An 18293-nucleotide genomic window follows, 5' to 3' on the forward strand; every position below is an offset into this window, starting at 1 on the left:
CGTCCTTCATTCCTTCTCCTCGGGTCCCATATCCCCGCCATAGTCGATTCTAAATCTTTCGATTGCCTCCGCCCCGCCGTCTTCGGTGCTGACCGTTACCACCACTCCGCTGATTTTAATATCCTTCTTGGCGCATGTAAAACGCTTCGGCATGCCGGTTAAAAACCGGTCCAGCGACGGCCCTTTGGCCATCCCGATAATCGAATCATAGGCCCCGGTCATTCCGGCATCGGTGATATAGGCCGTTCCCCGTTCCGACACCGATTCATCGGCCGTCTGGACATGGGTGTGGGTCCCGATTATGGCTGACACCCGACCGTCGAGATAATAAGCCAGCGCCTGCTTCTCCGAGGTAACTTCGGCATGAAAATCGACGATGACAATATCGGCCCTCTCCCGGATAATCCGCAAATCGCGATCGGCCGTCCGAAACGGGCAGTCGATATCCTTCATATATGTCCGCCCCTGGAGATTCAATACCCCGATTTTGACTCCGTCAACTTCGTCTATCAGGTAACCCGCTCCGGGACATCCCGGAGGAAAATTCGACGGCCGCAAAAGTCGCGGCTGCTCATCGATATATTTGAGGATATCCAGACGATCCCAGATATGGTTTCCCGAGGTCTGGCAGTCAATCCCGTAGGTAAACATTTTTCGGGCCATTTCCGGTGTGATACCGAATCCCCCGGCGGCGTTTTCAGTATTGGCGATCACATAATCCGCCTGGTACTTTTCCTTGAGCGGCTTGCACATCTGCGATAAAACAAACCGCCCCGGCTGACCGCAGGCATCGGCGAAAAAAAGAATCTTAATCTGTGGCTTCATGACTCCTACTTGGCATATTCCGTCGCTCTCGATTCACGAATCACCGAGACCTTAATCTGTCCCGGATATTCCATTTCCTGTTCAATCTTGCGGGCGATATCACCGGCCAGAATATGCGTGGCCAGATCATCTATAAGCTCACATTCGACAATCACCCGAACTTCGCGGCCAGCCTGGATCGCAAATGCCTTGGCCACTCCGCGGAAGGAATCCGCCAGTTCTTCAAGGGTCTCCAAACGCTTGATATACGCCTCCAGCGGTTCCCGCCGCGCTCCCGGGCGGGCTCCCGAAATAGCATCGGCCGCCTGGACTAAAATAGCATATGGCGTCTCCTGGGGGATGTCCCCGTGATGCGACAATACCGCGTTGACTACCGCTGGATGTTCATTGTAACGGATCAGGAAATTCCCCCCGATCTCGGTGTGGGTTCCTTCCGTCTCCCGGTCGATGGCCTTACCGATATCATGCAACAGCCCGGCTCGCTTGCCCAGATTCGGATCAAGCTCCAACTCGGCGGCCATCAATCCCGCCAGAATGGCCACTTCTTTGGAATGCTGCAAGACATTCTGTCCGTACGAACTGCGGTAGTTCAATTTGCCAAGAAGCTTGATTACATCCAGATGAAGTCCCTGAATACCCAGATCGAAACAGGCCTGTTCGCCTATTTCCCGAACTATCATCTCCATCTCTTTTTCCGTCTTGGCCACGATTTCTTCGATTCGGGTCGGATGTATCCGTCCGTCGGTGATCAATTTCTCCAGAGACATCCGGGCGATTTCCCGGCGGATCGGATCATAGCCGGAAAGAATCACCGCCTCGGGAGTATCATCGACAATCACATCAATCCCGGTAGCGGTCTCGAATGATCGGATATTACGTCCTTCCCGTCCGATAATACGCCCTTTCATTTCCTCGTTCGGTAGATTTACCACCGATACTGTTGATTCCACCGTGTGATCGGCGGCGCAACGATAAATGGCCGATATAATAATTTCCCGCGCTTCCTTTTCGGCATTCTGCTCGGCCTTGTCCCTTATTTCCTTCATCATGGCGGCCGCCTCGATTTTGGCCTCGTTGATCAAATTGACTTTCAGCTCTTCTTTGGCCTCGTCGGATGTCATCTGGGCGATGCGTTCCAGTTTTTCATTCTGGATGTGCACTAATTTTTCCAGCTCCTGCTCGCGGAGGGTTATTCCTTTATCGCGGCCGGCCAGGGTCTTTTCACGGTTGACAATTTCTTTTTCCCGCTTCTGTAAACTTTCCAGTTTGCGATCGACAGCCGTTTCCTTATCGGCCAGCCTCCTCTCGGTCTTCTGAATTTCGTTTCTTTTATTCTGATATTCGCGCTCGAAATTGGTTTTTGTTTTGTACCATTCTTCTTTTGCCTCAAGCAGGGCTTCTTTTTTCTTTATTTCAGCCTCTTTTTGGCCTTCGGCAATTATCTTTTTGGCCGCTTCTTCCGCCCCGCTGATTTTACGATCGCCGATTCGTCTCAAAATCAGCCAGGCCAGGCCAAAACCAACAATAGCCGCCAGGACCGCTAAAAGGACAACCACCAAGACATTGTCCATCTGTCCTCCTTGTCCCGACTCTTTATCGGGACCATCTATTAAAAATAATGTCTATGAAAAAAGAGGATATGAATTGATTGAAGCCAATAATTCATTTATCCCCGGAACCCTCGAGTTTGCTGTCGAGTAATTCCAGAAGATTTCTTGCCTTATTTTCTGTGATGCTGTTATTCGCCTCTAAATTGTCCTTAAGATCCAAAAGTTCATCGGCCAAATTTAACGCCGCCAATACGGCAATCTTATGAGGTGACCTATTTTTGGATCGAAGCGCAATATCGCGCATTTTTTTATCGACACAGTCGGCAACACGAAGCATATAATCCCCATTCGCATTACCCCGAATCGAATATTCTTCGCCGAATATGGCTACCCTAACCACCTTGTCTTTGTCAGAAATTCCAGGCATATTATTATGAACTATTATCCTCAAATAATTTTGGACTATCCTCTTTTATCACTTAAATTATTACGTTAATCTATTTATAAAAAATAACCTATAAATCCAAACTCTTCTTGTCAAATATAAAATACTTATAATTGTTCCAGGTTTCCCAGACGATCAAGAATACTACTCAAACGCCGTTTAACCGTTTCCGATTTCTCGTTTTCTTCCTTTTCCATCCGGGTAATTCGGGATTCCGTTTCAGTTAGCTGTGTCTTTAAACGCTTGTTTTCGTCAATCAGATGACCATTTTCCTGATTCAATTTATCAATCAGGGCAACCGCCTTGTTTATTTTTTCTTCCAGCTTTTCCAGCGTATCCATATCAACCTTCTCTGACTTCTGCTTTAAAGCAACGCTTTAAATGTTCAGCTATTTTTCTCTGCAAATCAACAACTTCCGCATTTTCAAGACTACCTTCCGCGGATCGAAAGATCATGGCGAAGGCCAGTGACTTTTTACCCGATCCGATCTGTTTGCCGCGATAAAGATCGAAAATCTCAACCGATTCCAGCAATTTTCCACCGGCCTTTTTTATCTCCTCCAGTATATCCCCGGCCCGGACCGATTCATCGACCACTATGGCTATATCGCGTGGGGCGGCCGGGTAGCGAGGAAGCGGCTTGAATACCGCCGTATCCTGCCTGCTTCCCAATAATCCGTCAAAATCAATCTCAGCCGCGAATACAGGTTGCTTAATATCGAATTCGCGGGCAATCTCAGGATCGATCTGACCCGCCCGACCTATTGTCACGCTTCCGATATTCACCTTAAATGCCAGACCTTTGATAAACGGTTTCTGATCACAACCGACAAACGCGATTTCTCCGCAACGGCATCCCCCGGCCAGAGTTTCCAGGGCGCCTTTCAGTTCATAAAATGAATATTCTCTTCCCCGGCCAAACCACTTATCAACCGAGCGGCCGGTCATGATTATCCCGATTATCTCCTGTTCGGCAGGCGGGTTTCCGGGATTGAAGGCTTTACCGATCTCGAACAATGCCAGATCAACATTACGATGAGCGATATTATGAGCGGTTGATTTCAATAACGAATAAATCAGGGTATTCTGCAGAACATCCAGATCCTCGGCAATCGGATTCAATATTTTCAATTGCTTATCTCCGGCTCCCAGTTTGCTTAACTGCCGGGAATGACCCAATCCGGAACTGTAAATCTCGTCGAATCCCTGGGCCGTCAATATTCTCCTGATCTCACTCCGAAAAACATCATCGGGATGGCCCGGTGTAAACAGGGGGCCATTATTGCGGTCAATAAACGGAATCGACTCGAAACCCTCAATGCGGATAATCTCCTCGATAAGATCGACCTCGCGTTTAACATCAACCGCGAAAGTCGGCACCTTCACATGAAGTTTTCCCCGGTCTTCGACTTCGTATTCCAGATCACGGAGAATCTTAATTATCCGTTCGGTCGGGATATCCACCCCCAGAAGAGCCCGCACCCGCTCCGGCCTCAATTCGATTTCCGCCGGATTTATCGGCTCGGGATAACAATCAACCAGACCCGACAAAACCGATCCACCGGCGAATTTCTGCATCAGGCAGGCCGCCCGGTTCGCCGCAATCGGAACGATATTAGGATCGACACCCCGTTCGAAACGATACGATGATTCGGTATTGAGCCCCAGAAGCATCCGGCTTTTCCTGATGGTTACCGGGTCGAAATAGGCCGATTCCAGCAAAATATCGACCGTGTCCTCGGACACTTCTGAATCCAGACCACCCATGACCCCGGCCGTTCCCACTCCCTGACGGCCATCGGTAATCATCAGGACATCCGGGGTCAGTTTATGTTCCCGGCCATCGAGAGTAGTAAACATCTCACCTTCGAAAGCACGCCGAACCACAATTTCTCCCCGGCTGAATTTTCGATAATCAAAGGCATGAAGCGGTTGTCCGTATTCCATCATCACCAGGTTGGTGATATCAACCACATTGGAAATCGGCCTGATACCGCAGAGCAACAGCTTACGCCGAATCCACCAGGGCGACAGTCCGATTTTTACCCCTTTGATAATTCGAGCCGTGTATCGCTGGCAAGCCTCGGGATTATCGATCCTGATCTTTATATAATCCGAGGCTTTTTCCGAAACTTCAATCAGGTCAATCTCCGGCTTCTTCATCTTCAGCCCGGCCAGGCAGGCGGTATCACGGGCCACCCCGATGGCCGAAAGAAGGTCGGCACGATTGGGTGTCAGATCGAGATTTAAAATATAGTCGTTTACTTTTAGGACATCATCGATCGGCGCTCCAATCGGGGCATCCTCATCGAGCACCATGATCCCCGAATGATCATCACTCAAACCCAGTTCATCTTCGGCGCAGATCATCCCTGATGATTCCACCCCGCGGATTTTGCTTTTCTTTATTTTTATTCCGCCCTGCAATTCGGCACCTATTTTGGCTACGACCACTTTCTGCCCGCCTCGGGCATTTGGAGCGCCGCAGACCACCTGCAATTTTTCCCGGCCGATATCGACCAGCGCTTTCTTCAGGTGATCCGTCCCCTCGATATTTTCTATCTGCTCGATCCGGCCGACACAAATATTGTCGAATCCTTTTTCGAGGACCGGTTCAGTCTCGGTTTCCGCTCCGGCCAGCGTTAAACGCCCGGCCAGCTCGGGTGCCGGCCACGAAATATCGACCAGTTCTTTTATCCAGCTATAGGGTAACTGCATTACATGAATTGCCTTATAAAACGAATATCATTCTCATAAAAAAGCCTGATATCGTTAATCCCGTATTTCAGCATGGCGATCCGTTCCACCCCGATCCCGAATGCGTAGCCGGTGTATTTCTCCGAATCCATCCCGGCACATTCAAGAACATTGGGGTCTATCATGCCGCATCCCAGAATTTCCAGCCAGCCGGTTTGCTTGCAAAGCCGACACCCCTTTCCCCGACAGAGAAAACAGGAAATATCTACCTCGGCCGATGGTTCCGTGAACGGAAAATAGCTGGGGCGGAAACGAAGTTTCAAGCCCTCGCCGAAGAAATCCCGGCAGAAGGCCACCAGCACCCCTTTAAGATCGGCCAGTGTCACGCCCTCATCAACCAGAAAACCATCCACCTGGTGAAAAACACAATACGATCGGGTGGAAATTTCCTCATTTCGATAGGTTTTCCCCGGAGTGATTATTTTGATCGGTGGCTGATGATTTTCCAGGTAGCGCGCCTGAACCGGGGTCGTGTGGGTCCTGAGAAGTAGCTTCTCACCTTCCACATAAAATGTATCCTGCATATCCCGGGCCGGATGATCCGGCGGGAAATTGAGTGCCTCGAAATTATAATAATCGGTTTCCACTTCGGGCCCGCGGGCAATGGCAAAGCCCATACTCTGAAATGAGCGACACATCCGCTCGATGACTGTGGTGATGGGATGCAGGGCGCCGAGACGATGGCTTATACCGGGCAAGGTTGGATCAACCAGAGTTTTGACTCCGCCGGTCTTGAATTTATCGCGCGCCGCTTCAATCGCCTGCTCAATCTTCACCCGGGCCTGGTTGGCCGACGCTCCCACGGATTTCCGTTCTTCGATCGGAAGATCCTTCAGACTTTTCAGAACGGACGTAATTATCCCTTTTCGGCCGATATACTTGATATTGATATTATCGAGATCGTTATCCGAAGCGGCCGCTTCTATGGCCGAAAGAGCTTCGGCCAGAATTTCATTGGTCTCCTTAACTCCGGACATTATTTATCCCGGAGTTAATTAACCTTGGCCATATCAACCAGGCGGCCGAACGTGGCCGTATCCCGGGCGGCAATATCCGCCAGGGCTTTGCGATCAAGACCGACCCCGGCTTTTTTCAAACCGTTAATAAATGTTGAATAGTTCATCCCGTACTGCTTGGCGGCCGCCGAAATCCGGACAATCCACAAACGACGGAATTCCCGCTTTTTATTACGGCGATCGCGATAGGCATAAGTCAAACCCTTATGAACTGTTTCCAGTGCCGTCCTGTATAACCGGGAACGGGCCCCGTAATTGCCGCGGGCTCTTTTCAATACCTTTTTATGTCTTCTATGAGCGGCAACATTATTCATTGCGCGTGGCATATACTATACTCCTGAATTCATCCAGTCTCTTTTAGACTATATTTAAATCATCAATAGGGCAGCATCTTATTGACCCGGCGGCAATCCACCGCGCTGACCAGGTCCGACTTGCGTAAATTCCGCTTCCGCTTGGGCGACTTCTTCGTCAGAATATGCGAATGATAGGCCTTCTTACGCTTGATCTTGCCGGTCGCTGTCCGCTTGAATCGTTTCGCTGCGGATCGGCTCGTTTTTATCTTTGGCATTTTCAGTCCTCTTCTCTTTTGATTTACCTGTCGGAGGTTTCGGATTCAATATCATTGTCAGCCGCCGCCCCTCCAGCTTCGGGATTTGCCCGATGGTGCTGATATCACTGAGATCTTCCACGACCCTGTCTAAAATTTTGCGGCCCAGTTCCGTTCTGGCCATCTCCCGGCCCGTGAACATCACAAAAACCTTTACTTTACTCCCCTGCTCGAGAAATTCCCGAACATGTCTCGTCTTGAATTGATAATCATGCTCGTCTGTTTTGGGCCGGTAACGCATCGCCCGCATCTGGACCGTATGTTGCTTCTTCTTTGCCTGTCGTTCTTTCTTCGACTGCTCGTACTTGTACTTTCCGTAATCCATGATGCGGCAAACCGGCGGCCGGCTGTTCGGCGAAACTTCCACCAGGTCCAGGTTAGCCGCCCGGGCTCGATCAATAGCCTCTTTTACCGGCAGTATCCCGACCTGTTCGCCGTTTTCGCCGATCACCCGGACCGGCGTTACCAGAATCTTCTCGTTTACGCGAGTCGTTTTCTTCTTTATTGTGTCCTCCCTATAACAACTTGGATATTAGCGCTTTATCCCGGATTTCCTGTTTCATTATGGGAATCAGCTCCTCCGGCTTAAAACCGCCCATATCTCCTTTTCCGTGGAGTCTGACCGAAACCGTTCCGTTAGCTTTTTCTTTTTCACCTATTATAAACATATAAGGAATTTTCTGCAACTCCGATTCACGAATCTTATGACCAATTTTTTCCGAACGCGAATCAAGCTCCGCCCGGAATCCGGATTCCTTCAAAGACTCCAGGATCTTCTCCCCGTAATCATTGAGGGAATCCGTGATCGGCAGGATTTTCACCTGCACCGGGGCCAGCCACAGCGGGAATTTGCCCGCATAATGCTCGATTAAGACCCCGAAAAACCTCTCGATCGAACCCAGAAGTGCCCGGTGAATCATAAATGGCCGCTTGAGCTGCCCGTCTTTATCGGCGTAAGTCAAATCAAAGCGCTCCGGAAGCGAGAAATCGAACTGAATCGTCGAACACTGCCAGCTCCGATTCAGGGCATCTTTAATCTTGATATCTATCTTCGGCCCGTAAAAGGCCCCTCCGCCCTCATCGACCTGATATTCCAGCTTCAATATATCCATTGCGCGCCGAAGGCCATTCTCCGCCTTAACCCAGTCGGCCGGGTCACCGATAGCCTTCTCCGGACGGGTCGATAAAAAGATATCATAATTCTCGAATCCGAATGGTCGAAGAATATCCAGACAAAATTTAATCAGCCAGACCAGCTCATCTTCCATCATCTCCGGCGACACGAAATGGTGTGCATCATCCTGAGTAAACCCCCTGACTCGCATCAGTCCGTGCAGAACTCCCGGCATTTCGTAGCGGTAAACCGTTCCCAGTTCCGCCCAGCGCATCGGTAGATCGCGGTAACTCCAGCGCCGTGATTTGTACATACTGATATGAAACGGGCAATTCATCGGCTTGATCTGATACCGCGCCTGGTCAACCTCGATCGGGTTAAACATATTCTCGGTATAAAAATCGGTATGTCCCGACCGATGCCAGAGATCCAGATGGGCTATATGAGGCGAAAAAACCAGCTGATACCCATGTTTGAGATGTTCCTCGCGCCAGAAATTCTCGATCTCGTTCCGAATCAGAGCACCTTTCGGAAGCCACATCACCAGTCCCGCCCCTACTTCGTTACTGATATGAAACAGCTCCAGTTGCTTGCCCAGTATTCGGTGATCCCGCCTCTTGGCCTCCTCCAACCGATGGACGTAATCATCCAGCATGCTCTTCTTGGGATATGACACCCCGTAGATCCGCTGAAGCATCGTCTTGTGCTCATCGCCCCGCCAGTAGGCTCCCGACGATGAAATCAATTTGAAGGCCTTAATCATTCCCGTGTTGGGAATATGCGGCCCCCGGCAAAGATCTTCAAAAGATGAATGCTTATAAACCGATACCCGGTCATCGAGAATATCCTCTTCCAGCATTTCGACTTTGTAGGATTCACTCTCTTTTTTATACTTCTCCAGCATTTCCTCGCGGCTGACTTCCTCGCGGTGAAACTCGGCTTTCTCACGAATTATTTCCTCGACCCGTTTTTCGATTCTTTCGAGATCCTCCGGTGAGAATGGTTTCTCCACCTCGAAATCGTAGTAAAAACCCTCTTCGATCGGAGGACCGATAGCCAGCTTCACCCCCGGAAATAACTCCGTCACGGCCTGGGCCATCACATGAGCCGAAGAGTGCCAGAAAACGAATTTCCCTTCAGGTTTGTCGAAAGTCAGGATTTCAACCGGATTATCGCTCTCGATCCCGGCCTTTAAATCCCTGAGATGACCGTTGACTTTAACCGCCAGGGCCTCTTTGGCCAGTCCCGGCGATATCGAACGGGCGACCTCGTAGCCGGTGACCCCTTTCGGGTAATTCTTGACCGAGCCATCCGGAAATTTTATTTTAATCTCTTCAGCCATTCCAATATACTATAAGTAAGCAGCGGGTATAAACCGTCCCCCGGTCTACAGCCCGCTATCATCATGGTGGGCGATACTGGAATCGAACCAGTGACCTCTTGCATGTCAAGCAAGCACTCTAACCAACTGAGCTAATCGCCCAAACCCGCCTTATCATCTAATACGCAAAACTCGCAAACGCTAACAATATAATTAATTATCGAATCTGTCAAGATAAATATTAACCCCGCCCGGCCCTTTTACCAAATAATTAACACCTTAATCAATAATGAGTTCCACGTTAGATGTAAATTACAATATCACTCCTTACCCGACCTTCCTCCCACCCCGAAAAAAGAGTCCTTGACGGAAGGGAATTTAATCGTATGTTTATTGATAGTCTGCAATTTTTTATTTTTGACTACTGCCGATATTGGAAATAACGATGATTACCCGAATAACGAGAATTATCCTGTTTTTTTTAATTTGCGTTCCGGTCGTTTTCGGCATTTTTGCTGAACTTGCGGTCGCCCAGGGAAATATCTACGGCTCAGTAAGCAACAGCGATATGACTGTCCCGGCCAATGGACAGATTGCCTTTGTCGGTTTTCTTGATGGTACCGATGAGGAAATCCGGATCGAAAGCTGTATCGGGGCCGGTTACGATAACGGCAACTGGTATGATGATTTTCAGAACTACCTTACCGAAGCCGCCGGTAATCCCTATGAATATCGATATTTTAACGCCGATAACCATGAAGGCGCCATCCTGACCGGATTGATCCCGAATAATTCCTTCGAGCAGGAAAATATCCAGCTGTCCCTGTCAGACTGGCCCGATCCGCCCGATACCGTTTACGGCGTCTTTCTCCCCGATACCACTATTGAGCTGTCCTGGCCCGGCCAGTCCGGCCTGACCTGCCGTATCTATCGCCGATCGGCCAGTTCCGGCGGATCCCTGTTCAGAATCGATGATCCATCAGGTTCCACAACCAACCCGGGTACTGCCGACAGCGTTTTTATCGATACCGATATTGATTATGATGGTTCTTATGCCTACTTGATTATTCCTCTCAATAACGGCATAATGGGCCGACCGGCCGGGCTGATAACGGTCAGGAAAATATGCGGCGATATTGACAGCAACGGGCGGCTGAATCTTCTGGATGCAGTCTATCTGATCAATTACCTCTACAAGGGCGGACCCGAACCGGTTAATCCCGATGTTGTCGATATGGATGGCCGGGCCAGAATTAATATTCTCGATTCCGTTTATCTGATAAATTATCTCTATCGCGGCGGGCCGGAACCGGCCTGCGATTGATCTCCGGATCAATCCCCGATTTTTAGTCTTAAATCAAACGCTTGAGTTTTATATTCTTTTCAAGAATATCCTGATCGCGCCGGATTTTTAACCGGACTGTCTTCCCGTCACCAATGAAAATTCTGCGAATTTCCAGGATGGATAACTGCCCGGCCTGAAGACCGTCTATTTCCTCGATATAATCGCCTGCCAATATTCCGGATTCAGCGGCCGGAGTACCGGGCATCACCGCTAAAACCTTTTTAACCGCAAAATCGGGAAATTCCCCGATAGGAAATATGCCGCTCATATCATATTCATAGAGTTCATCGAAATGGCGGTTTTTCTCAAGGATTAGGCGTCCATGGGCATAATCGAAAATCAATGTAAACCGCCGAAAAACTTCGCCCGCAATCGTCCCCGCGTCGCCGCTTCTTAGAGTATCGACCGAGGCCCCGACCACCGGATTGATTATATCAATTTTGCCTAGATGCAGAGCTTCGATACGAGTCACATAATTTTCCGTCTTGCCCCCGATCGCAATTCCCAAAGCCGGTATGGTTTTCTGATTGGAACCGAATAATTCGGTGGCTTTGACATATGAGCCGTTGAAACCGATCACATTTATAGAGCCGGTATCCAGCATCAACCTGGCCTGGATTCTTCGTCCCGCCGGATGTTCTATCTCCGTCTCGATAAAAGCCTCGTCGTTTTCTACCGTGACCTCAAGAATCTCGCCATCACCCTGATATTCATATCCATCCGGTTCATATATGTCTATATACTGCGAATCATAGTTAATTACGACGACAAATCGCTCAAAAACATCATGGCCGAGAATACCGTTGATTGATCTTCCGGCAATCGACTCCAGCGATTCCAGAGGATAAATTGGTACCGTTTGATTGATAAACCTGACACCCGGCATCCCGAACGATACCTCGCCTGTCGAATAAACTTCAATCTCTCCCCCGGGTTGTTCGATCATTTCCGGACCACTCATCTTTAAACCTGATTTCCCGGCGGTTTCCTTACTGAGCAGTGAATATTCGCAGCCGGAATCCAGAATGAACCAGAGCGGACCGGAATCATTTACCATGACCTCGACAAAAATAAGGTTACCATACAGCTCAAAAGGTATCCGGAAAGCTGCTTCACCCGAATCAAACTTATAATTGTGATCGGATTGGCTCTTTCCCATCTTCGATGTTTTCTCTCCGGAACAGCCAAAGCAGGCTATTATGACCATAGGAATTAATACCCCCGCAATCGAATTCCTGAATACTCTCATCATCTTATTAACTCCTTCCATAGGGCTATTTCTTAAGGGTGTATTCTCTGGCCCAATCTCCAATTGTGGTCAGGGCCGGCCCCAGGATTTCCTCGGTATCATCTTCGGTCTCAGCCTCCGGTATCCGGTCGAAAGCCTTCATGAATTCGGCGAGACCTCTCATACTTTTATTCTTCGAGAATCTCGAAAGAAGACCCAATAACCAGAGCGGCGTTTCCGTAATTTTGACTTCTGCCCCGGTAATCCCCAGGTATTTTTCAAGCGCTTCTCGGACCGTCAATCGATCGATTCCCCGAACATGAAATATTTTATTCTTGGCCTCATCCATGGAAAACGCTTTGGAAACCATCAGGGCATAGTCGCTCGATGATATCCATGATCTTTTATGGGGCTGGCGGCCGAACATCATGGCTCGTTTGTCCACCACATAAAGCGGCAAAGAGTCAAAGAAATGGCAACAGCGAAAAATAGTGTACGGGAAACCGCTTTCTGTCACGGCCTTCTCGGCGCCCCTCTTGGCCCGAAAATAATGATTATCTATGTCGGTCGTGCCGACATTCAACTCCGATATCATTCCGATCCGTTCAATATCAGAGCCCGCGGCCGCCTGTACTATATTGATGGTTCCCCGGTGTTCAACTCGCTCGTAATCGGGGATATTCATCTTCGCCCCCAGATTGATATAAACAGCGTCGCATCCCCGAATTGCCTCGGCCAATCCATCCGGTTGCGTCACATCACCTTCGACAATTTCAACCTGATCACCGAAAATACGACGGGCGCGCTCCGGGGAATGACTGAGCAGACGCACCTGGTACCCGTCATATTTAAATCGCCAGGTAACCGGCTGTCCCAGAAGACCCGTGCCGCCGATAATGAGTATTTTATTGATCATTTGGATATTCCTTTGCTTGAATTTAAAACAGAAAAAATCCCAATTTATCGCCTGATCGGTGATTTTCCCTGAAATTTATTGCCTTCCCATGGCATAATAATGTTATTATAAATCCAATTGATCGGGCGGTCAACCAAAATACCGGCCCGCGCGGATATTGAACCGGGGAAGCTATATTGATTTCATGGACGTCAAAAAAGACTTGCCTGACTCACCCTTTTACTTATATTAGCGGCATGAGATTGTTATTTTTTTCACATATATTAAGGGTTGTCTGATATGGCTTTAGATAGAATTGTTGTAGTCGGCGCCGGCGTCATGGGAACCGGTATTGCCGAGACCATCGCCACCACCGGGACGGAGGTTATCCTGCTGGACCGTACCGCCCGCCTGGCGGAAAAAGGGATCGATCATATTGCGGAAAATATCGACCACGAAATCGATAAATGGGGTCTGACCAAATCGGAGAAAAAGGCGATCCTCTCCCGGGTTATTCCCACCACCGATCTTCAGGTGACCAAGATGGCGCGCATTATTATCGAAGCCATTCCCGAGAAAATGCGTCTCAAGCGGGAGCTTTTCAAACGCCTCGATGATCTTTGCCCAGAAGAAACCATTTTCATCACCAACACCTCCACCCTCTCGATTACCGAACTGGCCACCGTGACCAACCGGGCCGATCGTATTATCGGTATGCACTTCCTGCACCCCGTCCCCAAAATACCCGTGGTCGAAATTGTCCGCGGTTTGAAAACCTCCGAGGAGACTTACCAGAAAGCCCGGCAATTCGCGGATCTGCTCGGGAAAACGCCGGTTCAGGTCTATGAATATCCCGGCTATGTTACCACCCGGATCATCCTTCCCCTCATCAATGAGGCTCTTCATGTCCTGATGGAAGGTGTTTCCACGGCCGAAGATATCGATACCGCTATGAAACTTGGGTTCGGTTTTAATGTCGGCCCGCTGGCGCTGGCCGACATGATGGGACTCGATGTCCTGATGTACCAGATGGAGAATCTGCTGAGTGAACTATCCGAACATAAATACAACCCCTGCCCGCTTCTGCGCAAACTGGTGCGGGCCGGTTATTATGGTGTCAAGTCCGGACAGGGGGTTTTCAGATATGACAGCGAGGGCAACCGAATCAAGGGTGAAACGCCATTCGTGGCCAAAAACAGGATAAGTTGATATGAATATTCTTGTAATAAACTGCGGCTCTTCCTCGGTCAAATACCAGTTTTATGATATGAATAAAAAAACGGTCTTGGCCAAAGGCCTAGTGGCCCGGATCGGTATGTCGGGCGCCGTCCTGACTCATAAGCCCTACGATCGCGATGAAGTCAAAATTACGGGTGAAATACTTGACCATATTATCGCCATTCAATATGTCATCAACACTCTCATGTCCGAAGAATATGGCGTCATTAAAGATAAATCCGAAATCCACGCCGTCGGCCACCGGGTCGTCCATGGCGGCGAAAAATTCACAAAATCGGTCCTGATCGATGATGAAGTTATGCAGCAGATTCGCGACCTGATCGATCTCGCCCCCCTGCACAATCCCCATAACCTGAATGGCATCAAGGCCTGCATGGCTAATCTGCCGGGAATTCCACAGGTCGGAGTTTTCGATACCGCTTTCCATCACAACATGCCGCCCAAAGCCTTTATCTACGGTCTGCCCTATGTCATGTACAAAAAATACTGTATCCGCCGCTATGGTTTTCATGGGCCGTCTCACTATTATGTTTCGGAACGGGCTTCCGAGTTTCTCGGTCGACCCTATAATCAGCTTAAAATAATTACCGCCCATCTCGGCAACGGTGCCTCGATCACTGCTGTCGATCGCGGTGTATCGGTTGATACCTCAATGGGTTTCACTCCGCTCGAGGGACTTCTGATGGGTACCCGGTGCGGCGATCTTGATCCCTCCGTTATTCTTCATATCATGGGCCGCGAAGAATTGACCCTCCACGAAGCCAACACCCTGCTGAACAAACATTCCGGACTCGCGGGAATCTCAGGCGTATCATCTGACATGAGAGAACTGGAGAAGGCCTACCTCGAAGGACACGAAAACGCCCGGCTGGCTATTGATATTTTCTGCTACCGGCTGAAAAAATATATCGGGGCCTACATGGTCGCCATGGGCGGGATGGACATACTCGTCTTCACCGGCGGAATCGGCGAAAATTCCACCATGGTGCGCGACCTGACCTGCGCCGGCATGGAATTTATGGGACTGAAATTCGACCGGGATAAAAATAAAACCGTGCGCGGGGTCGAGGCCGATTTGTCCCGGCCTGATTCCAAAATCAGGGTAATGGTGATCCCCACCAATGAGGAACTGGTGATCGCCCGCGATACCGAACGTATTGTCATGGAAATGAAACAAAATTGACATAAAAAGAATTGCAAGGAACCTTAAAAAGCGAATCGGAGGTCAGTTGTTTAAAATACTGGAAAAAGAAGAGTTGTGTGACAAAGTCCACCGGTTCAGGATCGAGGCCCCGCGGATTGTCCGAAAAGCCAAAGCCGGGCAGTTTGTCATTCTCCGCCAGAACGAAAGTGGCGAACGGGTCCCGATGTCGATCGGAGGGCTGGACAAAGAAAACGGTATTCTGACAGTCGTTATCCAGGAAGTCGGCAAAACCTCGGCATCGATGAATCGGATGAAAGCCGGCGACTTTTTTGCCGATGTGGTCGGACCTCTGGGGATTCCCTCCCATGTCGAAAAATTCGGACACTGTGTCTGTATCGGCGGCGGGGTTGGCATTCCACCTATCTACCCGATCGCCCAGGCTCTCAAAGAGGCCGGCAATAAAGTCACTACTATAATCGGTTCCCGCTCCAAAAACCTGCTGATCTTCGAAAAAGAGCTTTCCGAGGCATCCGATCAACTTCTCGTTTCGACCGATGATGGCTCGTTCGGCACCCATGGTTTCGTCACCACCATCCTGCAAAAAATGCTCGATGATGGCGTCAAAATCGACATGGTTATCGCCATCGGCCCGGTCCCGATGATGAAGGCGGTTGTCAATACCACCCGTAAACCCAAAATCAAAACTTACGTCAGTCTCAATCCCATCATGGTCGATGGTACCGGCATGTGCGGTGCCTGCCGGGTTACGGTCGGAGGCCAGACCAAATTCGCCTGCGTCGATGGTCCCGATTTCGATGGCCATGAGGTCGATTTCGATGAGATGACCAAGCGGCTCAAGATGTACTCCCGCTACGAGAAAATCGCCTATGAAAAATTTCTCGATGACGAGCATTGCCGCCTGGGTAAACAGGTTAAACAAATGGATAAACAGGATCGGTAAGATAAATGGCTGATTTTAAAAAATACGAACCCCTGCCGAAAAAAGACCGCACCAAGGTTCCCCGGCAGGAGATGCCTCAGCAGGACCCCCTGGAGCGGATTAAAAACTTCATGGAGGTTCCTCACGGGCTCAGTCCCGAGGCGGCCCAGATCGAGGCCTCGCGATGCCTCGAATGCAAAAAACCGCTGTGTATGGATGGATGCCCGGTCGAGGTCGATATCCCCGGTTTCATCCGCCTGGTGATGGATGGCGAATTTATCGCCGCCGCCCGGAAAATCAAAGAAACCAATGCCCTCCCGGCTGTTTGCGGACGGGTCTGTCCCCAGGAGGAGCAGTGCGAAAAAGTCTGCGTCCTGACCAAAAAGTATCGCCCCGTGGCCATCGGAAACCTGGAACGTTTTGTCGCTGATTACGAGCGCGAGGCCGGTGCTGTCATGGCCCCCAAACTCCCGCCTTCGACCGGCAAAAAAATCGCCGTGGTCGGTTCCGGACCGGCCGGTATTACCGTGGCCGCTGACCTGGCCCAGATGGGTCATAAGGTCGTCATGTACGAGGCGCTCCATAAAGCCGGCGGCGTGCTGGTCTATGGCATCCCCGAATTCCGGCTCCCGAAAAAGATTGTCGCCGCCGAAATCGATTACCTTCGGAAACTCGGTGTCGAAGTGATCACCAGCTATGTTATCGGCAAACTCGATACCGTCGATGAACTGATGGAGCAGGAGGGTTTCGATGCCGTCTTTATCGGAACCGGAGCCGGACTGCCTAATTTCATGAAGATCGAGGGCGAGAATCTCAATGGCATCTATTCCGCCAACGAATTTCTTACCCGCTCCAATCTGATGGGCGCTTTCAAATTCCCTGAAAACGATACGCCTATCTTTGCCGGTGAAAATGTCGCCGTTCTCGGCGGTGGTAACACCGCCATGGATTCGGTCCGTACTTCGCTTCGCCTCGGAGCCAAAAACGCTTACATTATCTACCGCCGAAGCCGTAATGAGATGCCGGCCCGGCTTGATGAGATTCATCATGCCGAGCAGGAGGGCGTCCAGTTCAAATTCCTCACCAATCCGGTCCGTTACATGGGTGATGAAAACGGCTGGGTCAGGGCGATGGAATGCGTTAAAATGGAACTCGGTGAACCCGATGCCTCCGGACGGCGTCGCCCGGTCGTGATCAATGGTTCCAATTTCACCATCCCGGTGGATACCGTCGTCGTGGCCGTTGGCAACTCCTCTAATCCCCTGATTCCCCAAACCACTCCCGGTCTCGAGACCAACCGCTGGGGTAATATCAAGGTCGATGATAAAACCATGATGAGCTCCCGCCCGGGCATTTTCGCCGGAGGCGATATTGTTACCGGCGGGGCCACCGTTATTCTGGCGGCCGGGGCCGGTAAGGTTGCCGCCCGTGGGATTCATAATTACGTCATGGGTACTCCGTTTTATGCTGATGATGACAAAAAGGGCGCCAAAGAGACTGAATCCGAAACCAAAAAGTAGTCCTTTATTCGATAATTACATCTTCCCAACCGCCGGGCTTTAACCCCCGGCGGTTTTTTCATGTACTCCTGATACGGTTTCTACGTCTCTAAACAAACTGCCAGTCTGGTCAATTATATTCAATCTTTGTTGGTTGAAACCATACGGTTTCGACATCTTTATTATTTCGTGGGCGGCAGACGCCTTCGTCTGCCACGCATTGAATCATTCCCACCGCCTTCATGTCATTCCCACCAACTTTGTCATTCCCACCTTTTTCTGTCATTCCCGACCCGATCGGGAATCCATCTTCATCCCCTCTGACAGAGGGGTGGATCCGCCGAAGGCATCTATGCCGCAGGCGG

General features: G+C 50.0%; 18 protein-coding genes and 1 tRNA gene. 5 read left to right on the plus strand and 14 right to left on the minus strand.

Translation table 11 applies throughout. The features are described 5' to 3' along the window. Window positions 1–6 precede the first annotated feature (6 nt). The 11 genes from JXQ28_09890 to JXQ28_09940 all read right to left on the minus strand — a co-directional run bounded on the left by JXQ28_09890 (window position 7) and on the right by JXQ28_09940 (window position 9800). On the minus strand, window positions 7–825 hold the full coding sequence (locus JXQ28_09890; GenBank protein ID MBN2278045.1) for a TIGR00282 family metallophosphoesterase: 819 nt from the start codon (window positions 823–825) through the stop codon (window positions 7–9). Between the two features lie 5 nt (window positions 826–830). Continuing rightward, window positions 831–2396: a ribonuclease Y gene (rny, locus tag JXQ28_09895; protein ID MBN2278046.1), complete on the minus strand. Its 1566-nt coding sequence runs from the start codon at window positions 2394–2396 to the stop codon at window positions 831–833. A 91-nt stretch (window positions 2397–2487) separates the two neighbouring features. Then, window positions 2488–2793, minus strand: a complete 306-nt coding sequence (locus tag JXQ28_09900; GenBank protein MBN2278047.1) for a cell division protein ZapA — start codon at window positions 2791–2793, stop codon at window positions 2488–2490. Between the two features lie 134 nt (window positions 2794–2927). Continuing rightward, the gene (zapB, locus tag JXQ28_09905; protein MBN2278048.1) at window positions 2928–3161 is read right to left on the minus strand and encodes a cell division protein ZapB; all 234 of its coding nucleotides are present in this window, start codon (window positions 3159–3161) and stop codon (window positions 2928–2930) included. 1 nt (window position 3162) lies between these two features. Next, on the minus strand, window positions 3163–5538 hold the full coding sequence (locus JXQ28_09910; protein MBN2278049.1) for a phenylalanine--tRNA ligase subunit beta: 2376 nt from the start codon (window positions 5536–5538) through the stop codon (window positions 3163–3165). Then, on the minus strand, window positions 5538–6554 hold the full coding sequence (pheS, locus tag JXQ28_09915) for a phenylalanine--tRNA ligase subunit alpha (protein ID MBN2278050.1): 1017 nt from the start codon (window positions 6552–6554) through the stop codon (window positions 5538–5540). Before pheS ends, JXQ28_09910 begins: the two co-directional genes overlap by 1 nt. Before the next feature lie 14 nt (window positions 6555–6568). Beyond that, a complete protein-coding gene (gene rplT / locus JXQ28_09920) occupies window positions 6569–6919 on the minus strand; it encodes a 50S ribosomal protein L20 (protein MBN2278051.1) in 351 nt (116 codons plus the stop codon). 50 nt (window positions 6920–6969) lie between these two features. Continuing rightward, a complete protein-coding gene (gene rpmI, locus JXQ28_09925) occupies window positions 6970–7164 on the minus strand; it encodes a 50S ribosomal protein L35 (GenBank protein MBN2278052.1) in 195 nt (64 codons plus the stop codon). Beyond that, window positions 7091–7708, minus strand: coding sequence for a translation initiation factor IF-3 (infC, locus tag JXQ28_09930; GenBank protein ID MBN2278053.1), 618 nt, complete (start codon window positions 7706–7708; stop codon window positions 7091–7093). Before infC ends, rpmI begins: the two co-directional genes overlap by 74 nt. A 10-nt stretch (window positions 7709–7718) precedes the next feature. After that, entirely contained in the window at window positions 7719–9659 is a 1941-nt protein-coding gene (gene thrS / locus JXQ28_09935; protein ID MBN2278054.1) for a threonine--tRNA ligase, read from the minus strand. Between the two features lie 64 nt (window positions 9660–9723). After that, a tRNA-Val gene (locus tag JXQ28_09940) sits at window positions 9724–9800 on the minus strand. Window positions 9801–10083: 283 nt separating this feature from the next. On the opposite strand from JXQ28_09940, the gene JXQ28_09945 reads away from it, so the two are divergent. Beyond that, the gene (locus JXQ28_09945) at window positions 10084–10962 is read left to right on the plus strand and encodes a hypothetical protein (GenBank protein ID MBN2278055.1); all 879 of its coding nucleotides are present in this window, start codon (window positions 10084–10086) and stop codon (window positions 10960–10962) included. Between the two features lie 28 nt (window positions 10963–10990). Here the strand turns inward: JXQ28_09945 and JXQ28_09950 are convergent, their stop codons facing one another. Together JXQ28_09950 and JXQ28_09955 are read right to left on the minus strand one after the other, a co-directional pair. Further along, window positions 10991–12235, minus strand: coding sequence for an aspartyl protease family protein (locus JXQ28_09950; protein ID MBN2278056.1), 1245 nt, complete (start codon window positions 12233–12235; stop codon window positions 10991–10993). 22 nt (window positions 12236–12257) lie between these two features. Then, the gene (locus JXQ28_09955) at window positions 12258–13127 is read right to left on the minus strand and encodes an NAD(P)H-binding protein (protein MBN2278057.1); all 870 of its coding nucleotides are present in this window, start codon (window positions 13125–13127) and stop codon (window positions 12258–12260) included. A gap of 279 nt (window positions 13128–13406) precedes the next feature. On the opposite strand from JXQ28_09955, the gene JXQ28_09960 reads away from it, so the two are divergent. Genes JXQ28_09960 through gltA form a run of 4 tightly spaced genes read left to right on the plus strand, consistent with a single transcriptional unit; the run spans window position 13407 to window position 17949 of the window. Then, on the plus strand, window positions 13407–14315 hold the full coding sequence (locus tag JXQ28_09960) for a 3-hydroxybutyryl-CoA dehydrogenase (protein MBN2278058.1): 909 nt from the start codon (window positions 13407–13409) through the stop codon (window positions 14313–14315). A gap of 1 nt (window position 14316) precedes the next feature. Further along, window positions 14317–15528, plus strand: a complete 1212-nt coding sequence (locus tag JXQ28_09965; protein MBN2278059.1) for an acetate kinase — start codon at window positions 14317–14319, stop codon at window positions 15526–15528. A 46-nt stretch (window positions 15529–15574) separates the two neighbouring features. Further along, on the plus strand, window positions 15575–16450 hold the full coding sequence (locus JXQ28_09970; protein MBN2278060.1) for a sulfide/dihydroorotate dehydrogenase-like FAD/NAD-binding protein: 876 nt from the start codon (window positions 15575–15577) through the stop codon (window positions 16448–16450). A 5-nt stretch (window positions 16451–16455) separates the two neighbouring features. Further along, window positions 16456–17949, plus strand: coding sequence for an NADPH-dependent glutamate synthase (gltA, locus tag JXQ28_09975; protein MBN2278061.1), 1494 nt, complete (start codon window positions 16456–16458; stop codon window positions 17947–17949). Between the two features lie 109 nt (window positions 17950–18058). Here the strand turns inward: gltA and JXQ28_09980 are convergent. Continuing rightward, a partial coding sequence (locus tag JXQ28_09980) for a hypothetical protein (GenBank protein ID MBN2278062.1) occupies window positions 18059–18293 on the minus strand: 235 nt, incomplete at its 5' end.

It is taken from the genome of Candidatus Zixiibacteriota bacterium (genome assembly GCA_016933955.1).
GTDB lineage: Bacteria > Zixibacteria > MSB-5A5 > GN15 > PGXB01 > JAFGTT01.